The sequence below is a fragment of the Flavonifractor sp. An82 genome (genome assembly GCF_002159265.1).
Taxonomy (GTDB): domain Bacteria; phylum Bacillota; class Clostridia; order Oscillospirales; family Oscillospiraceae; genus Flavonifractor.
Genome location: NZ_NFHG01000002.1, coordinates 170,631 through 188,567, shown reverse-complemented (window position 1 = coordinate 188,567; position 17,937 = coordinate 170,631). Strand labels below are relative to the sequence as shown.

The 17,937-nt window shown below is 58.1% G+C and carries 16 protein-coding genes; 13 read left to right on the top strand and 3 right to left on the bottom strand.

Annotation, left to right across the window (positions count from 1 at the left end):
- Positions 1 to 23 precede the first annotated feature (23 nt).
- From B5G34_RS04550 to B5G34_RS19065, 5 genes are all read left to right on the top strand, one after another.
- Positions 24 to 1,775 carry an ABC transporter ATP-binding protein gene (locus B5G34_RS04550; RefSeq protein WP_087334694.1) on the top strand — a complete coding sequence of 584 codons (1,752 nt, stop codon included), beginning with the start codon at positions 24 to 26 and terminating at the stop codon, positions 1,773 to 1,775.
- Positions 1,772 to 3,511, top strand: a complete 1,740-nt coding sequence (locus B5G34_RS04545; RefSeq protein WP_087334692.1) for an ABC transporter ATP-binding protein — start codon at positions 1,772 to 1,774, stop codon at positions 3,509 to 3,511. Before B5G34_RS04550 ends, B5G34_RS04545 begins: the two co-directional genes overlap by 4 nt.
- A 184-nt stretch (positions 3,512 to 3,695) precedes the next feature.
- The gene (locus tag B5G34_RS04540; protein ID WP_087334690.1) at positions 3,696 to 4,382 is read left to right on the top strand and encodes a class I SAM-dependent methyltransferase; all 687 of its coding nucleotides are present in this window, start codon (positions 3,696 to 3,698) and stop codon (positions 4,380 to 4,382) included.
- 6 nt (positions 4,383 to 4,388) lie between these two features.
- Positions 4,389 to 4,634 (top strand): cation transporter, encoded by a 246-nt coding sequence (locus B5G34_RS04535; protein WP_087238112.1) that lies wholly within the window; start codon positions 4,389 to 4,391, stop codon positions 4,632 to 4,634.
- A gap of 37 nt (positions 4,635 to 4,671) precedes the next feature.
- Positions 4,672 to 4,815 (top strand): hypothetical protein, encoded by a 144-nt coding sequence (locus tag B5G34_RS19065; protein WP_242956833.1) that lies wholly within the window; start codon positions 4,672 to 4,674, stop codon positions 4,813 to 4,815.
- 197 nt (positions 4,816 to 5,012) lie between these two features.
- Here the strand turns inward: B5G34_RS19065 and B5G34_RS04525 are convergent, their stop codons facing one another.
- Positions 5,013 to 5,408, bottom strand: a complete 396-nt coding sequence (locus tag B5G34_RS04525; protein WP_164475022.1) for a metal-dependent transcriptional regulator — start codon at positions 5,406 to 5,408, stop codon at positions 5,013 to 5,015.
- A 261-nt stretch (positions 5,409 to 5,669) separates the two neighbouring features.
- Between B5G34_RS04525 and B5G34_RS04520 the strand changes: the two genes are divergently transcribed.
- The 8 genes from B5G34_RS04520 (at position 5,670) to B5G34_RS04485 (ending at position 13,362) form a co-directional block, all read left to right on the top strand.
- On the top strand, positions 5,670 to 6,221 hold the full coding sequence (locus B5G34_RS04520; RefSeq protein WP_087334687.1) for a DUF3793 family protein: 552 nt from the start codon (positions 5,670 to 5,672) through the stop codon (positions 6,219 to 6,221).
- A 45-nt stretch (positions 6,222 to 6,266) separates the two neighbouring features.
- Positions 6,267 to 6,689 carry a flavodoxin gene (locus tag B5G34_RS04515; protein ID WP_087334685.1) on the top strand — a complete coding sequence of 141 codons (423 nt, stop codon included), beginning with the start codon at positions 6,267 to 6,269 and terminating at the stop codon, positions 6,687 to 6,689.
- Positions 6,690 to 6,798: 109 nt separating this feature from the next.
- On the top strand, positions 6,799 to 7,719 hold the full coding sequence (locus tag B5G34_RS04510) for an AraC family transcriptional regulator (protein ID WP_087334683.1): 921 nt from the start codon (positions 6,799 to 6,801) through the stop codon (positions 7,717 to 7,719).
- 169 nt (positions 7,720 to 7,888) lie between these two features.
- A complete protein-coding gene (locus tag B5G34_RS04505) occupies positions 7,889 to 8,161 on the top strand; it encodes a DUF6110 family protein (protein ID WP_006575244.1) in 273 nt (90 codons plus the stop codon).
- Between the two features lie 52 nt (positions 8,162 to 8,213).
- Positions 8,214 to 10,328, top strand: a complete 2,115-nt coding sequence (locus B5G34_RS04500) for a heavy metal translocating P-type ATPase (protein ID WP_087334681.1) — start codon at positions 8,214 to 8,216, stop codon at positions 10,326 to 10,328.
- A gap of 231 nt (positions 10,329 to 10,559) precedes the next feature.
- On the top strand, positions 10,560 to 11,552 hold the full coding sequence (locus B5G34_RS04495; protein ID WP_343207422.1) for an iron chelate uptake ABC transporter family permease subunit: 993 nt from the start codon (positions 10,560 to 10,562) through the stop codon (positions 11,550 to 11,552).
- Positions 11,549 to 12,526, top strand: a complete 978-nt coding sequence (locus B5G34_RS04490; protein WP_087334679.1) for an iron chelate uptake ABC transporter family permease subunit — start codon at positions 11,549 to 11,551, stop codon at positions 12,524 to 12,526. The genes B5G34_RS04495 and B5G34_RS04490 overlap by 4 nt, the downstream gene beginning before the upstream one ends.
- A gap of 2 nt (positions 12,527 to 12,528) precedes the next feature.
- A complete protein-coding gene (locus B5G34_RS04485) occupies positions 12,529 to 13,362 on the top strand; it encodes an ATP-binding cassette domain-containing protein (protein ID WP_087334677.1) in 834 nt (277 codons plus the stop codon).
- A 307-nt stretch (positions 13,363 to 13,669) separates the two neighbouring features.
- Here the strand turns inward: B5G34_RS04485 and B5G34_RS04480 are convergent, their stop codons facing one another.
- The gene (locus tag B5G34_RS04480) at positions 13,670 to 16,015 is read right to left on the bottom strand and encodes a SpoIIE family protein phosphatase (RefSeq protein ID WP_087334675.1); all 2,346 of its coding nucleotides are present in this window, start codon (positions 16,013 to 16,015) and stop codon (positions 13,670 to 13,672) included.
- A 136-nt stretch (positions 16,016 to 16,151) separates the two neighbouring features.
- On the bottom strand, positions 16,152 to 17,762 hold the full coding sequence (locus B5G34_RS04475) for a PucR family transcriptional regulator (RefSeq protein WP_140397193.1): 1,611 nt from the start codon (positions 17,760 to 17,762) through the stop codon (positions 16,152 to 16,154).
- Between the last annotated feature and the right edge of the window lie 175 nt (positions 17,763 to 17,937).

Below are 17,937 nucleotides of genomic sequence, written 5' to 3'. Positions count from 1 at the left end.
ACTAACCAAAAAGGAGTGATACTGTGTTTCAAAAAGTCCTGCGCTACACTGGACGCCACCGGAAGACGACTTATGCCTCCATTCTGGTACTGGTGGCCGGCGTGGCCATGAGCGTGCTGCCCTATTTCTTCCTCTACCGCCTGCTGAGACCCCTGCTGACTGGGGGCAGTCTCACATTGGAGGAAACCCTGTTCAACGCCGGGGCCATGGCTCTGTGCATGGTCCTCTACGGCCTTCTCTATGTGGAGGGGCTGGCTCTGTCTCATCGCTCCGCCTATCATACTTTGGAAAACCTCCGGCTCCATCTCCAGAGCAAGCTGGAAAAGCAGCCCCTGGGCGCGATCCAGGAGAAGGGCGTTGGAGTCTGGAAGAAGATGTTCATTGACGACATTGAGAGCATGGAACTTCTGCTGGCCCACGCCCTGCCGGAAGGGTTGTCCAATCTGGCGGTGCCGGTTGTGGTATTTGCGGCCATGTTCCTCACGGACTGGAAGCTGGGTCTGCTTTCCCTCTGCTCCCTTCCGCTGGGCGTACTGGCCATGGGCATGATGTACCGCTCCGGCATGAGCAAGATGGGAGACTACTACGCCGCCGGGCAGAAAATGAACAACACCATCGTGGAGTACATCAACGGCATGGAAGTCGTGAAAGTCTTCAACCGGGACGGAGAGTCATATCACCGCTTTGAGACCGATGTAAAAAACTACCGTGATTTTACTCTGGATTGGTTCCGGGCCTGCTGGCTGTGGATGGCCCTCTACACTAGCATTTTGCCCTGCGTGGCGCTGGTGCTGCTGCCAGCCGGCGGCTATCTGGTACTCACCGGCGCCTCTACCTTGCCGGATTACGCGCTGGTATTGTGCATGTCTTTTTCCGTGGGACCGCCTCTGATCCGAGCCATGAACTTTATGTCGGTGCTGCCCCAGCTGAGCTACAAGATTGACCAAATGGAATCTCTGTTCAATATTCCGCCCCTGAAAGAAGGAAAAACGGATTTCAACGGAAACGATTTGCAGATCCGCTTTGAGAATGTGCGGTTTTCTTATGAAAAGGACGAAGTCCTCCACGGCATCTCCTTCTCTGTCCCACAGGGGAGCCTCACTGCTTTGGTGGGAGAATCCGGCAGCGGGAAGTCGACCCTTGCCAAGCTGCTGGTCCACTTTTACGATGTGACGGACGGACGCATCACGCTGGGGGGGCAAGACCTGCGAGAGATGTCCCTCGCCTCTCTGAATGAGCAGATCTCCTTCGTCGCGCAGGAGCAGTTCCTGTTCAACACCAGCCTGTTGGAGAACATCCGGCTGGGAAGACCCGGCGCCACCGACGAGGAGGTGCTGGCGGCGGCGGAACGGGCTCAATGCGGAGAGTTTCTGAAACGGCTGGAAAAAGGAATCTATACCATGGCCGGCGACGGAGGCAAAGGGCTTTCCGGTGGGGAACGGCAGCGGATCGCACTGGCCCGGGCGATTTTGAAGGACGCTCCCATCGTGGTGCTGGACGAGGCCACCGCTTTTTTGGACCCGGAGAATGAGGAGAAAATGAACGCCGCCATTGCCGAGGTGATCCGGGGCAAGACGGTCATCGTCATCGCCCACCGGCTTCAGTCCATTGTAGGCGCCGATCAGATTGTGGTGCTGGATCAAGGAAAGGTGGCAGGGATCGGCCGCCACGATACATTGCGAAAGACCTGTTCCGCCTATGAAAAATTGTGGCGGGCTGCTGAGGGAGCCGCTGCCTGGCGTGTCTCCGCGGAGAAAGGAGGCGACGAAGCATGATCACGCTGATGAAACGAATCCTGTCCGTATCCGGCCCCTACCAGGGGCGGATCAAACTGGCTTTCATCTTTGCTTTTTTGAAGGCCATGCTGTCCAAGGCTCCGATAGGCTTGTCTTTCCTGTCCCTGAGCGCTTTTCTCCAGGGAACCATGACGGCACGGCTGTGCCTGTGGCTGGCGGTGGGCACGGTGGGCTGCGTTCTGCTGGAGTGCCTGTGCCAGAACATCGCCGACCGGCTCCAGGCCGCGGCGGGCTATATGGTATTCGCCGATCTGCGCATGGAGCTGGGACGGCATCTGCGCCGCCTGCCCATGGGCTATTTCACAGAGGGCAACATCGGCAAAATCAGTTCCGTTCTGTCCACCGACATGGTGTTCATTGAGGAGAACTGTATGCACGACATTGCCGACATGATGAGCTATACCTTTGCCCAGGCTATTCTTGTGCTGTGGCTGGCCTTCCTGAATCCCTGGCTGGGACTGGCCGCCTTGGTGGTGGTAGGGATCATTTGGCAGCTGGGCCGCGCTTCCCTGGGGAGTACCCTGGCTCACTCTGATGTCCGACAGGAGCAGAGCGAGGCTCTCACACGGGCAGTGCTGGACTATGTGGAGGGCATTGGTATTGCCAAGACCTTCAACCTGCTGGGAGAGCGTTCCGAGCAACTCACCGAAAATTTCGCCCGGAGCCGCAAGGTCAGCATCGAGTTCGAGGAGAGCCAGGCTCCCTGGATGCGGGCCCTCTATCTGGTGTGCGGTCTGGGCTCGGTGCTGATAATCCCCCTGTCACTCTGGCTCTATGGCCGTGGGCAGTTCTCCATCACCTTCCTGCTGGGTGTCTTGCTCTTCGTCTTTGACCTCTTCGGCCCCATTAAGGCACTCTACAGCCAAGCCACCCGCCTGACGGTGATGAACGCCTGCATGGACCGGATCGAGGCGGTACTGGCCCAGCCAGAACTACCTGACCGGGGCCGGGAGACCTTACCCAAAGCCGGCGGTGCCCCGGAGGTGGAGTTCCGAAATGTCACCTTCGCCTACGGGGAGAAAGAGGTACTGCATGATGTCTCTTTCACACTGGAGAAAAACCGGATGCTGGCCCTGGTGGGGCCCTCTGGCGGCGGTAAAAGTACGGTAGCCAACCTGCTCTCCCGGTTTTGGGATGTCAAACAGGGCCAAATCTTAGTGCGGGGCAGGGATATCCGCGATATTCCTCTTTCTGATCTGATGGATCAGATCTCTATGGTGTTCCAGCGGGTCTACTTATTCCAGGATACCGTCTATAACAACATCGCCATGGGGCGGACAGACGCCACACGGGAGGAGGTTTATGAGGCGGCCAGAAAAGCCCGATGCTATGACTTCATCATGGAGCTGCCCGACGGCTTTGACACGGTCATCGGCGAAGGTGGAGCCAGCCTATCCGGCGGAGAGCGACAGCGGATCTCCATTGCTCGCTGCATTCTGAAGGATGCTCCCATCGTCATTCTGGATGAGGCCACTGCCAGCGTGGACGCCGACAATGAGAGCTACATCCAGGAGGCCATCACCCAACTGTGCCGGGGCAAGACCCTGCTGGTCATTGCCCACCGGCTCAATACCATTCGTCACGCCGATGAGATCCTGGTTATCGACCAGGGGCGCATCGTTCAGGCCGGCGCCCACGACACACTTATGGAGGAGGAGGGCATTTATCGCCGCTTCATCACCGCCCGCTCCAATCCCACCAGTTGGTGCCGGTAAAGGCAGAGGCGCGAAAGAAAAGAATGACCGGGATGCATGTCCCGGTCATTTTTCGTTCCAGCTTCTTCCCTTGATTGATCCCGGGGGGCATACAAATCCAATATAGTGGCATCTTGCAATTTCATGCGACAAAGAGTATGATGTAGTTAGCAGGAACTAACCATCATTGAGGTGACCATACTGTATGGATGACAACAAGCAGTTTTGGGAGCGGTTTTCACGGCATTACGCCGACTTCATGCGCCGCTCTCAGGCGACCTATCAGCAGATCTGCAAAGCAATGCGTCCTTTTCTGAAACGGGACATGGATGTGCTGGAGTTGGCCTGCGGAACAGGCCAGCTGTCCGTGCCGCTGTCTCCATGTGTCCGGAGCTGGGAGGCAACCGACTTTTCAGCTGAAATGATCCGTCAAGCCAAAAAGCAGGTTTATTCGTCCCGGCTCCATTTCTCCGTCCAGGACGCTACCAAGCTGCTCTACGGGCCGGAGAGCTTCGATGCGGTCGTGATCTCCAACGCCCTCCATGTCATGCCTCACCCGGAAAAGGCTCTGGCGGAAGCCTGGCGGGTTCTGAAGCCGGGGGGATGGCTGTTCGCCCCCACCTTTGTCTGGGGCAAAAGCCGAAGCGCCAGACTCCGGCTCTGGTTCATGGGGCTGTCAGGCTTTCGGGTGTACCATGTTTGGACTGCCGGGGAGCTGATGGCATACCTGTCCGAGTGCGGCTATTCCATCGTTCGCCATCCACTTCTCGGAAGTTCGTTGGCGCCGCTGTGCCGTCTGATGGCCAGGAAGATCCCGGATGAACGGACTGCGGCACGGCAGGCTACCGTCCGGTCCGCACAGCACGATGATCCAAAAGTCAAGAAGGAGTGATAGAACATGTGGAAGTACACAGTGGAAGTCAACGGAATGATGTGCGGGATGTGCGAGGCTCATGTCAATGACGCCGTGCGCAAAGCCTGCCCTGTCAAAAAGGTGAGTTCTTCCCGGAGCAAAAACCAGACCGTGATCCTCTCTGAAACAGAGCTGGACACGGAGGTGCTCATGAACGCCATTCGCGGCACGGGGTATGAGGTCGGAGCGATCCAGAAGGAGCCGTACAAAAAAAGAGGACTATTCGGTTGAGTTCATTGGCGGCAGCGGTCAGAAAAGAGGCGTGAATATGAACACGGCAATGCAGTCGTTTGGATATGGATTAGCGGCTCTGCTGTTTTGCATCGCTATTCTTGGCGTGTGCCATAATATCAAAAAAGCCGCCCGAAAGGTTTTGAAAAGCCAGCAGACGCATAAGGATGAGCTGCCGTAAGCGTTTGGAGCTATGGAGCAGGTACGCTTGGCGGTGAACTTACACAGCAGGTCGCTCCTGATTTAAAAGCGCAGATCACATAAAATGCGGTGGAGGCCATATCCAGGCTCCACCGTATTTGATATTCCGTGCCAAATGGCAGGTATTCACTTATCGCGTTGCCGCTCGATAGCAAAGTCCGCCAAATTTGCATAGGCTCATTGCCCGTGCGCATCTTCCCGCATTTTCGTTACCTGCTCCAAGTGCGCCTGCACCGCCGCAAAGGATTTTTCGCTGATCACATGCTCGATCCGGCAGGCATCTTCGGTCGCAGTCTCTTCGTCCACGCCTAATTCCATCAGCATCTGGCTCAACACCGTGTGGCGGGTGTACATCGTCTTAGCAATGGCAAGCCCGGTCTCCGTCAGGGTGATCGCACCGTCAGCATCCACATTCACATATCCGTCCTTTTTCAGAATGGACATGGCTCTGCTGACGCTGGGCTTGGTAAAGCCCAACTGCGCTCCCACATCGATAGCTCGAACGAAGGTGCTGTTCTGTGAAAGAATATAGATGGTTTCCAGATACATCTGGCCAGACTCGTGAATCGCCATAGGAACCTCCAAAAAACGGGCGTTTTGCTTATTATAACACAGGCGTCCGACAAGCGCCATTTTTCTGTCAACAAAATCCATCCGTCCTCTTGACAAGCGAATTTGTCCTGTATATAATTGCGTTAGTTAGCTACCGCAAACTAAAAGGCGGCGGCTATATATTTAACGCATTGGTTAGCAATAGCTAACTACATTTACTGTCAGTTTTTTTATTTCGCCGTACAGTCTTCGAATGGACATGATTTTGTGAGGGAAACGCCTATGTCAGAGGATCTGCTGATTCGCCATTGTTCTCCCACCCTGGCCGGGATCAAGACGGGAAACCTCTTTTCCTGCGCCTGCCCCAGCCGGAAGGATCTGACGCGAGACTTGTGCCGGCTGAACAAGAAACTGGTGCCCAGAGGAATACGCGTCCTTCCGCTCCGGGTTCGCAAAGGCCGCGCTTTGATCTATGCCTACCGGCCCAATGCATTGGAGAGCGATCTGACCGATCAGCGGGCCAGAGCCTTGCTTCTCAAATACGGCTATGTGCCGGAAAACCCCAATGGCTGCGTGGTTCACCTCATCCACCGGCTCCGGAGCGAGGGGGAATTCCCCCATGAGATCGGCCTGTTTTTGAGCTATCCCCCTGAGGATGTGCTGGGCTTCATCTGCAATCGGGCGTGCAATCACAAATGCGTGGGCTGCTGGAAGGTCTACGGCAACGAACAGGCCGCCAGAAATATCTTTGAGAAATACGAGATGTGCAGCAAAATCTACTCCCGGCAGTGGCAGCAAGGGAAATCCATCGAGCAGCTCACCGTGGCTGGTTGATGTTTCTACCATAACAAATCCAGAAAGAAAGGTCGCTAAAGTCTTATGAGTAAAGTTGCAGTTGTGTATTGGAGCGGCACGGGAAACACCGAGGCCATGGCCATGGCGGTGGCCGAAGGCGCCAAGGGCAAAGGCGCTGAGGTGTCTGTGATTACCGCCGCAGAGTTCTCGCCGGAGCAGGTCGGCGAGTATTCCGCCATCGCCTTTGGCTGCCCCTCCATGGGGTCGGAGCAGCTGGAGGAGAACGAGTTCGAGCCCATGTTCACCGCCTGTGAGGGCAGGCTGAGCGGAAAGAACATCGCTCTGTTTGGCTCCTACGGCTGGGGCGACGGCGAATGGATGCGCAGCTGGGAGTCCCGCTGCAACGACGACGGCGCCAATCTGGCCTGCGAAAGCGTGATCTGCAACGAGGCTCCGGACGATGACGCTCTGGCAGCCTGCCGCGAGCTGGGCGCGTCGCTGGCCTGACAAAAGCACCGCAGAAGGCAGGAGGATCTCGTCTCCTGCCTTCTCTCTGGTTCCCCGGTCAGCATAGGTAAAACCAATTTCGAACTCAGAGAAACAGGTCGTGAGAAATATGCTGAAAGAATACTTATTGAGGCAGGGCTCCGGCACGGGCCGCTGGGGCCACGGTATGCCGGGGGTGCAGATCTGCCGATTTTCCCTGCCGGAGCCGGAGCAGGAACCTCTGCGGTCTGTCCCAGTGTGCGGCGCACCGCTCCAGTTTGAGGCGCTGTTCTGCATGACTGGCCGCCTTACTGTCCGAGCGTTACAGGGTGCTTCCTGCATGGTGGAGGCTCCGGGGATCTTCCTCCTCTCCGACAGCTCCGCTCTCCGCTCGTGTCAGTGTAGCGGAAACCTGGGCGGCGTTTTGATTGCCGTAGACGCCAAAGCCGCAAAAGAAAGCCTTGTGACGGTCTGCGCCACCCTGGGGATGAGGTTGGACACCAGGATCGTCAAGGAGAAGATGACGGCGAGGAACGGTTGCATGGCTCTGTGCGGCACACCTTGGACGCAGTCATTTTTTGAAACGGTTCGCTATCTGTCTGAGCAGGAGCAGGAACGCTACTGTGTTTTCAAGTCGGTGGAACTGCTGTATCTACTCTGCACCGAGGTATCTGAATCGGACGAATCTTTCTCCGGCTCAGGCTGCCCAGTATCCCACAGTCTGTTGGAAGTCAAGGCATACATCCAGACGCATCTGTCTGATAAGCTTACCATTGCGTTCCTCTGCAAACAGTTTTCGCTTTCCCCGACCTTCTTGAAAGAAGGGTTCCGCCGCACCTATGGCATGCCGATTCACAGCTTTTTGGTTCAACAGCGCCTCCGACGGGCACAGGAGCTGATCTGCACCACCCGGATGCCCATTCAGCAAATTGCACAGGCTGTAGGGTATGAGGGTATGAGCCAGTTCAACGCAGCATTCAAGCGGGCGTATGGCATGACTCCCGGCCAGTACAGAAAAATGTCGGAAACCGCAACTCCGCGTCCGTTTTGACAGCGACAAACACCCACCTTTTCTGCTACAATGATCAGACATTCCAAAGCATTCAGAAGGAGTGACAGCGATGAAACAGCATCGTTTTTGGGCGTGGGGCGCTGTGATCTGCATGATTATGGTCATGGTCACCGGCTACAAACGGAAATAAGGGAAAGGAAGGATCACAATGAGCGTTTATACGAAACTTGCCTGCTTTGCGGGTGGTGCGTTGTTTGGTTCTTTTGGCATCAAGCTGCTGTCCAGCAAGGACGCCAAGAAAGCCTATGTCCATGTCACGGCCGCCGGCCTGCGGATGAAGGATTCGGTCATGGGGACTGTGACCACGGTGCAGGAAAACGCCGCGGACATTCTGGCCTCCGCCAAGGAGCTGAATGAGGACCGGGCTGCGAAGGAAGCGGAGGAAGCCGCCGCTGCCAATCTGGAGAGCGAAGAAGCCTGATTGACCCAGAGGGAGCCGCCAGCGGCTCCCTCTTTTCGTGAAGGAGGAACCTATGAACGCAACCATATTGCACGAAAGCCGGGGGCGCATCCGGTTCCGGCTGCGGCAAAAACAAATGACACTCGCTCAGGCGGATCTGCTGGAGGCATGGATTCAGGGAAAATCATGGTGCCGGCAGGTCACCGTCCATGAGCGAACCTGCTGCGTCATCCTGTACTACGATGGGACTCGCCAAGCCGTGCTGAACGAAATTCGGCATTTTTCCTGGCAGGAGGCGGAGCGGACCACCGCGCTGCCCGCCCACAGCAGCCGGGCGCTGAACCGGGAATTTGAGGAGAAGCTGGTGGCAAAGGTGGTGTGCAAGGCCGCCTGCACCCTGTTTCTCCCGTCTCCATTGCGGATTGCCCGCATTCTCTGGCACATGATCCCCTTTGTGCGGAGAGGACTGCGCTGCCTGCTGCGCCGCCGCATCAAGGTGGAGCTGCTGGATGCCCTGTCTATTTCCATTTCTGCCTGCAGAAGGGACTTTGGAACCGCCGGAATGGTCATGTTTCTGCTGGAGGTGGGCGAGCTGCTGGAGGAGTGGACAAGGAAGAAATCTGTGGCGGATCTGGCCCGGTGCATGTCGCTGAATGTGGACCGGGTCTGGCTGCGCACAGCCCAAGGCGAAGTGCTGGTTCCTGTGTCCCAGATCCAGCCGGGGGATGCAGTAGTCGTCCGCGCCGGCGGCATCATCCCCGTGGATGGTCTGGTGCTGGAGGGGGAGGTCACTGTCAACCAGGCGTCCCTCACCGGAGAACCCATCCCGGTACCCAAGCGCCCCGGCGGCGCGGTCTATGCCGGCACCGTGGTAGAGGAGGGCGAATGTGTGCTGGAGGTAAAGCAAGCCTCCGGCCAGAGCCGCTATGACCAGATCGTTCACATGATCGAGCAGTCGGAGCAGATGAAGTCGGAGGCTGAGAGCAAGGCTGCCAATCTGGCGGACAAGCTGGTGCCCTATACCTTCGCCGGGAGCCTCATCAGCTTTGCCCTCACCCGGAATGTGACACGGGCTCTGTCGGTGCTGATGGTGGACTTCTCCTGCGCCCTGAAGCTGGCCATGCCTCTGGCCGTCCTCTCCGCCATGCGGGAGGCGGGACGCGCCCACATCACCGTCAAGGGCGGCAAGTTCCTGGAGGCGGTGGCTGCCGCCGACACCATCGTTTTCGACAAGACCGGCACCCTGACCCACGCCTGCCCCCGGGTGGCTCAGGTGGTGTCCTTCGGTGGCAAAGAGGAATCCGAAATGCTGCGGCTGGCTGCCTGTCTGGAGGAGCACTTCCCCCATTCCATGGCCAACGCCGTGGTGGAGGAGGCCAAGCGCCGGGGCCTGCGCCACGAGGAGTACCACTCTAAGGTGGAGTATCTGGTGGCTCACGGCATCGCAAGCACCGTCGATGAGGAGCGAGTCCTCATCGGCAGTGCCCACTTCGTCTTTGAGGATGAGCGTTGCGTCATTCCAGAGGGCGAGCAGGAACGCTTTGATGCCCTGCCGCCGGAGTATTCCCACCTGTATCTGGCAGTAGGGGGGCAGCTGGCCGCTGTGATCTGCATCTCCGACCCGCTGCGGGAGGAGGCGAAGGAAGTTCTGTCCACCCTCCGTGCTCTGGGGGTCACCAATACCGTCATGCTCACCGGCGACAGTTACCGCACCGCCGCAGCCATTGCCGCCCAGGTGGGAGTGGATGACTTCCGCGCTGGAGTCCTTCCGGCGGACAAGGCGGAGTATGTGGCACGGCTCCGCCGGAAGGGGCATACCGTCCTGATGGTGGGCGACGGCATCAACGACTCGCCGGCCCTGTCCGAGGCGGACACGGGCATCGCCATTAGCGACGGGGCCGCCATCGCCCGGGAGATCGCGGACATCACCATCGCTGCCGACAGTCTCTGGGAACTGGTAGAGCTGCGCCGGATCGCCATGGCTCTAATGGCGCGCATCCACTCCAATTATCGTTTTGTCATCGGCTTCAATGGTGCGCTGATCGCTCTGGGCGTAGCCGGAGTCCTGCCGCCAGCCACCTCCGCCACGCTGCACAATTTCTCCACCCTGGGCGTCAGCTTGCGGAGCATGAGCCGGCTGACTACTCAGACACAGCCCGTTCAGAACAACAATTTGCAGAATGGCTAAAAAACACATTCTTTCCGTTTGGTAGCTTGTGCTTTTTGCGTGGTTGCACATAGCTAACTCGATATGCTATAATAAGCTCACGATGCGCAGTGCGTGATGCATGGCAAGTCCAATCGCCGCTGCGCATTGCTTATGGGATGCGGTTAGCTATCGCTAACCGCCAAAAAGAAGGGAGAGGATTTTATCAGACCGTATCGATCTACCATCGTTCTTTCTGCTCTGCTGCTTATATTGTCTTGCTGTTCACTGTTTGTGGGCGTGATTGACCTGACACCCGGTGAGCTACTCGCAGGCAATTTTGAGCAGCTGGAGATTTTCCTGATCTCCCGGCTGCCGCGCCTGCTGGCCATCCTATGCACCGGCATTGGTATGAGTGTGGCGGGACTCATCATGCAGCAGCTGTGCAGCAACAAATTCGTGTCCCCAACCACCGGGGCCACCATCTCCTCGGCCCAGTTTGGCATCCTGCTGGCGCTCCTGTTTATGCCGGCCTCCACCCTATGGAGCAGGGCTATCTTCGCCTTTGCCACGGCGATTCTGGGCACTTGGATCTTCGTCTGGTTCATTCAGCGCATCCAGTTCAAGGATGTGGTCATGGTCCCACTGGTGGGCATTATGTTCGGCAATGTCATCGGCGGCATTACCAACTATCTGGCTTACAAATATGAGATGACCCAAGCTCTGTCCTCCTGGCTGGTGGGCCACTTCTCGCTGGTGCTGAAAGGCCGGTATGAGATCGTCTGGCTGACGGTCCCGCTGGTGGTGCTGGCCTTCCTCTTCGCCAACCATTTCAACATTGTGGGACTGGGCAAGGATTTTTCCAAGAACCTGGGTGTCCCGTATAACCTGGTCCTCTTTTCCGGGCTCACCATCGCTGCCATGATCACCGCCAGCATTGTGGTGGTGGTTGGTTCCATCTCCTACATCGGGCTGATCGTGCCCAATGTGGTGGCCATGTACAAGGGAGACAAGATCCGGGGCACGCTGGTGGATACCGCTCTGTTCGGCGCCATTTTTGTGCTGGTATGCGACATGATCGGCCGGATCGTAATCGCCCCCTACGAGCTGCCCATCGAGCTGATCGTGGGCATCCTGGGAAGCCTGATCTTTATCGGCCTGCTCTTTTACCGGCTCAAGCACGGCCGAAAAGCCATCCGTCTGGGCAGCGCTGGAACAGGCTGCTGCTCCGCCATGCCTAATCTGAAGGGAGGTGCGGACCAGTGAACACCGCTGCCGTGCGCGCCAACCGGCGCAAACTCCTGATCCTGGCTGCGATTGTTCTTCTTTGTGCAGCAGGATATATGTTGGTGGAGGTCAACTTTTCTAATCCCAAGCTTCTGGCCTACGCCATGAAGATCCGCACCCCCAAGCTCATTGTCATGCTCATTACCGCCTTTTCCATCGGCGGCGCCTCGCTGGTGTTTCAGTCTATCATCAACAACACCATCGTGACCCCCTGCCTGTTGGGCATGAACTCCCTGTACACTCTTATCCACACGGCGGTGGTGTTTTTCCTGGGGTCCGCCAGCGTGGTGGCCTCCAATGCCAACCTGTCCTTCGCGGTGGATGTGGTGCTCATGGGCATTACCGCTACCATTATCTACAGCTGGATCTTCAAAAAGACCAAGCACAATGTGCTGTATGTGCTGTTGGTGGGCACAGTACTAACTTCGTTTTTCAGCAGCATTCAGACTACTCTTACACGGGTCATGGACCCCAATGAGTACGACAACCTGCTGAATACTCTGGTGGCAAGCTTCAGCAACATCAATTCCGAGATCATCGTCTTTTCCCTGATCCTCTTGGCGAGCGTCATCTTCGCACTGCGAAAGGAGCTGGCCCTGCTGGATGTGCTGACTTTAGGCAAGGAGCAGGCCATCAATCTGGGGGTGGACTACGACCGCTGCATCCACCGCCTGCTGCTGGGCGTGACTCTCTGCATCGCCGTGGCCACCGCCATGGTAGGACCCATCTCCTTTTTGGGGCTCATCATCGCAAACCTGTCCCGTCAGCTGCTGAAAACCTTCCGGCACACCCAGCTGGTGCTGGGCTCGGCCCTGTTCGGCATGATCGTGCTGGTGGGCGGACAGCTCATTGTGGAGCATGTGTATTCCTACTCCGTGCCGGTGAGCGTATTCATCACTGTGGGCGGCGGCCTTTACTTCCTCTATCTCCTCCTGACAAGAAAGAAGGTGTGACCATGCGCGTACAAGAACTGACAAAACAGTATGATGGAAAAACCGTAGTGGATGGCGTGAGTTTCGCCATCCCCAAGGGTAAGGTGATTTCTCTGATCGGCCCCAACGGTGCGGGCAAATCCACCGTCATGGGCATGATCTCTCGGCTTATCGCCCACGACAGTGGACTGGTAGACTTTGAGGGCAAGGACATCGGCAAATGGAAAAGCAAGGAGCTCTCCAAGCGCCTTGCCATCCTAACCCAGTCCAATAATATCCAGATGAAGCTGACTGTGCGGGAGCTGGTGACCTTCGGACGCTTTCCCTATGGCGGTACTTACGCCCACAAGGAGATTGCCTTTGAGTTTGCCTCTTGGATCTCTGTCGAATTCAAATTGTATCTGGTCAAGGAGTTTGAGCGGCTCAAGACCGAGGAAATGAAACAGCTTGGCTGGGACATCAAGCGAAACCTGGTCAAGATCAATTACCGCATCCATACAGATGCCATCAAGGAGAACCTGATTCCGCCGGAGCTTTCCGCGAAGCAGGTTTCCATGGTGTATGCCAGTGAAGCCGATGTGTTGAACATGGCCCTGTTCGGTATGACCGCAAAGCAGTGGCGGGACAGCCATCCCGATCTGAAAGGGAATATCCGTGACTACGCCAATGTCTCTCAGCTGGTCTGCCTTTCCAATCTGGAGAACCTGAATGCCGTGTTCATCAGCGAAGGAATGTCTCAGGCCGAACGGCTGACAAAACTCAATGCCATCGCTATAAGCCAGATGGAGATCCTGACTCAAGATCACCGAATCGAAGCTCTGGAGGCTCATAGCGAAGACCTATCTCCTATGGAGTAAAAATATAATCGGCAGGACGCTTGCGAACGGGCGAAGGCCGTGGCATCTATAGTGTTGCGATGTTCCAAAAAGAAGGACATCCGAAAGGATGTCCTTCTTTTTGGGTTTCGGCACTAAAGGCCGCCTCCACCCCTTCGATTCAAATGCTTGTACGGCGCAAAAGCGCCGCCCCACCCTGTGGGGCCCTATTGCTCACCTTTCTCAATTATTTGCCAACCTAAAAAGAAGGATACGACTATGCCGTATCCTTCTTTTTGAATTTCAACAGGGGGGCGCGACTTTGTCGCGCCCCCCTGTTTCCATTGATTTACCGCTTGCTCAGCCGGAGTACCAGCGCCGTGCGGTCATCCGCCGTCTCTGTCTGCTGTTCACTCTCATCAATGAGGGCCTGGGCCAGTTCCCGGGGGCTGGCGCCGTCAAAGGCGGACAGCTTGTCCCGCACCCACTGATCGGCCTGACCGCCGGTCACCCCGTCGGTGACCAGCAGCACACAGTCCCCCGCCTCCAGCTTCAGATGGGTCACGTCGGGTGATCCCCCCTCTCCTCCTGCCAGTCCGGCAGGCAGGGCACAGCCGGTGACCCGGCTGACAGCGTTCCCCTTCTTGACATAGCTGGGGGCCGCACCGTACTTGTAGATATCCCCCTCGCCGGTGAACAGGTCCACCCGCAGCAGGTCGATGGTGGTGAATCCGATTTCCTCCTCTCCCCGGAGGGCCAGGGCCGCGCTGAGGGTACGCAGGGCATTTTCCGGTCGCACCCCGGCCCGGAGGAATTGCTCCAGCAGCCGTACCGCCAGGGTGCTCTCCCGCTCGGCCAGCCGGCCGGAGCCCATACCGTCGCACAAAAGCACATAAAGGGCCCCGTCGTTGTGCTTGAACCAGGCCCCCGTGTCTCCTGACACCGTCTGCCCGTCCTTCTTCCGGGCTGCCACGCCCGCCACCGCCATCAGGGGCTCGCTCTGCACCAGTACCAGCTTGTCCCGCCGGTCCCCCTCCACCAGTCTCAGGGGAAAGTTCATCAGTTTGGACAGCTTTTCCACCTGGGCGCTCTGCCGCAGGGGAGAAAGGCCCGCCCCCTCCAGCTCCAGCCGCAGGTGGCCCGCCTCGTCGTAATAAACCGCCAGTTCGCACTCGATGCCCTGCGCGGTGAGGTACTGACGCAGCCGCTTCTCCCGCACCGGGTCCGGGATCAGCTCCGCGCTGAGCTCGGCGGCCGCCGCCCCCAGTACCTCGGCCAACTCCCCATACTGGCGGCACACCGCCGCCCGGTTCTCCTTCAGCCGGTTCTGATACTGCCTCCGGTAGAGCAGGGCCGCCAGTTCTTCATTCACGGCGGTGAGCAGCTCGGGGAATTTCATGCAGCGGTTGGAGAAGTAGGCGGGAAAATCGCCTCCCTCCCCCCTGCCCCGCTCCAGCATGGCGGGCAGCGCGTCGTTAAGGGCGTTATAGGTAGACACATAGTCCCGCTGCCAGCAGGAAGTGTTAAGGGGACAGCGCTTGCACACCCGGTCCGCCGCCCGGTCAAAGACGGAGGCGGAGTCGTTGTCGTTGGGGCTGACAGGGCGCAGAGTGCCCCGCATGGACTCATACAGACTTTTAAACGCGGCCGCCGTGTCCTCCATCCGGCTCCTGACATAGGCCATGGCCCGCTCCTGAGTGCCGTGTCTGGGCTCCCGAGCCACCAGTGCCCCTACCTGCCGCAGCAGCTTGTCGGGCAGCAGCATGAAAACCACCGAGGCGGCAAATACCTCATAGAGCAGAGGGATATAGAGGCCGTCCTTCCAGTTCCACAGCACAGCCATGGCGTTGGCCAGCACATAGGCCAAGGTGGCCGCCAGCTTGCTCTGACGGTGGAATACCCCGGTCATCACTCCCGCCAGGGCGTAGGCCATGGCGTAAAAGGGCATCCCCCCGGTGGACAGATCCATCCCCAGGCCTACCGCCACACCAGCGGTGGCCCCCGCGCTGACGCCCCCCTTATAGGCCACCGCCATCACCGCCACAGCGGCGGCGAACCGGCCCACAGACAGGTCCCCCAGCAGAGTCAGCTTGGACAGGGTGAGCAGCAGGGTCCCCAGCAGCAGCAGCAGGCTGATGGTCTGCCGGGCGGTGAGCCCCTCCTCCTCCCGCTTCTCCGTCCAGGGGGTAAAGGCAATGCGGTAGAAGTACACCGAGGCGCCGCACAGCAGCAGCTCGGTGGCGAAAAAGACCAGGCTCTCCGGCGTCCACCCCTGGTCGGACAAATAGATGAATCCGGTGACTCCGTCAATGGCAGCGGCGGCCAGGGGCATGAACCAGCTTTTCCGGTAGGCCTTCACGTCAAAGAAGGCAAAGGCCACCGAAAAGACCAGCACGCTGGCCGCCACATACCGCAGGCCCTCCACCAGCCCCTCCATGGTGAGGTAGCCGAAGCAGGCCCCCATCAAGGCGCAGAAGCCGTCCAGCCCCGAGCCGGAGGCACCCACCAGCCCCAGTCCGAAGGGGGCGTAGCCCCCAAAAATCTCCGCGCCCGCCAGCAGGGCCCCCAGCAGGAAGCGGATGACGCACTCGGCAAAGCGTACCAGCGCCGGGGCCCGGAACACCACCTTCCCTGTCTCCCGGGCCTCCTCCCGCAGGCGCGCCGCCTTGGTTTTCAGCTTTTCCTTTGTGGCCATGGTCCCTGTCTCCTTTGCTCCCGGGGCTTGTCCCCCGGCGTGTCAGAGACAGTATAAACCATATATTGGAAAAATCAGGTCGGATTACGCTGTCTGCGCTTCTTCCTCCCTGGGAGAAACCAGTACAGTCGCTCCGCTAGTGTTTATCCCATCGGGTCAGCCGGTAGAGACGAAGGGCCAGCTCCAGTTGGAACCGCTGGGTGGGCTGGTGTACGTCCAGACCGGTGATCTCCCGGATACTCTTCAGGCGATAAACAATGGTGTTATAGTGGGCGTACATCTCCTCCGACATCCGCTTCAGATTGCCGTAGCACTGGAAGTAGGTCTCCAGGGTGTGGAAAAGTTCCGCCCCCTTTGCCTGGTCCCGGTCCAGCAGCTTGCCCAGGGTCTCCTGGATGAAGGCGTCGATCTCCCGGTCAGGCTCATTGGTGTAAATGAGCCGCAGCAGGCCCAGATTATCAAAGCAGGTCAGGCCCTCTCCCCGGGACAGAGCCGCCCGCAGAGCCATTCGGGCCTCCTTGTCGCTCTGGATCAGGCCGGTCAGGCCGGAATGGGGCCGTCCGCAGCCGGCGGTGATCAGCAGGCCGGCGTATCCCTCCATCAGATGGTCTATGAGCTCAGGCAGCCGATCCACGATGGGGGACAAGTTGCGGCTCTCCAGAGAGGTGCTCATTACCATCAGGAACTCATCGGAGGAGTTGAGAAAATAAAGAATAAAGCCCAAATTGCTCAGGGTCGTACGGATATCGTTGACCAGAAGGGTCCGCTGAAAGACCCCGGCATACCCGCTCTCCCCGCCTGGACGTTCCGTGATCCTGGCCCGGAGCACAATGTGGTTCTGGGTCAGATCCAAACCGTAGGCCGCAGCCCGGGCCATCTCCAGATGCTCGTCAGAGATGGGATCTGAGAGCAAATGCAGGAGAAACTCATTGAAGTGCTGGTCTCCCCGCTCACGCACCGTGCGTTCCCGGGCAATCTCCAGGGGGATGGTCTGCAGTACCTGGGCCATGATTCCGTAATCCAGCTCCTCATAGCCGGGGTCGGAATTATAGATGTACAAAAAGCCAAAGGAATGCCCGCCCACCTCCAGCACGTGCATTCTTGCCCCGGCGATCAGATCCCGGCAGAGCTTTTCCTCCGTCAGTTCCGCAAACCGGGCGCCATCCGCCTCGGTCAGGCAGTAGGTCCGCCGGTTATTGATGCTGTCCAGGATCAACACGCTGGAGCCGGTCAGATCGGACACCATATGGGCGATCTCATCCAGATTGGCCCCCTCCACGATGGTGCGGGTCAGCATCTCATTCACCGTCAGCGTACTGCGGAGCAGGGCAGTCTGCCGCCGGATCAATTCGTCGGAGATGGCCTTGGTGATATCGGAAAAGCGTACGCTTTCAGGCAGCTCCACCAGGGGAAAATCCAACTGCAGGGCACTGGCCAGCATCACCGGGGGGACCTCGCCCAGATAGGTCCCCGGCTTGAGCAGCAGTCCCGACATACCTTTGGAGGCCAGCGTGGGGACAAAGTCCGCCAGAGCAGCCGGGTCATTGCGTATGGAGTAGCAGGTGGTCACCATCAGCTCTCCGGGGGAGAGCCACTTATAGTACTCCGGCGTATCGCTGAGGTTTACGCCGGAGACGCCGCGCTCCAGGCAGCCGTGGCCGGCCAGCAGCCGACTGCCTTGAAATACATGAAGGCCTAGTAATTCGGACAGGGATGGTTGGACACTCAGGGGTACAGCTGGGGCCACATGGGTCACCTCCAAAATGGAAATGGGAACAGACTATCATTCCTTACCAAGAGTATAGAAAAGTCTTTGTCAATAGTCAACATAGAAAGAGAAACTATATAGTATTATAATGTGTAATGTAAACAAAGGCAAGAAGTCACCGTCCATAGACCAGAGGTACACATCCATCAACTGT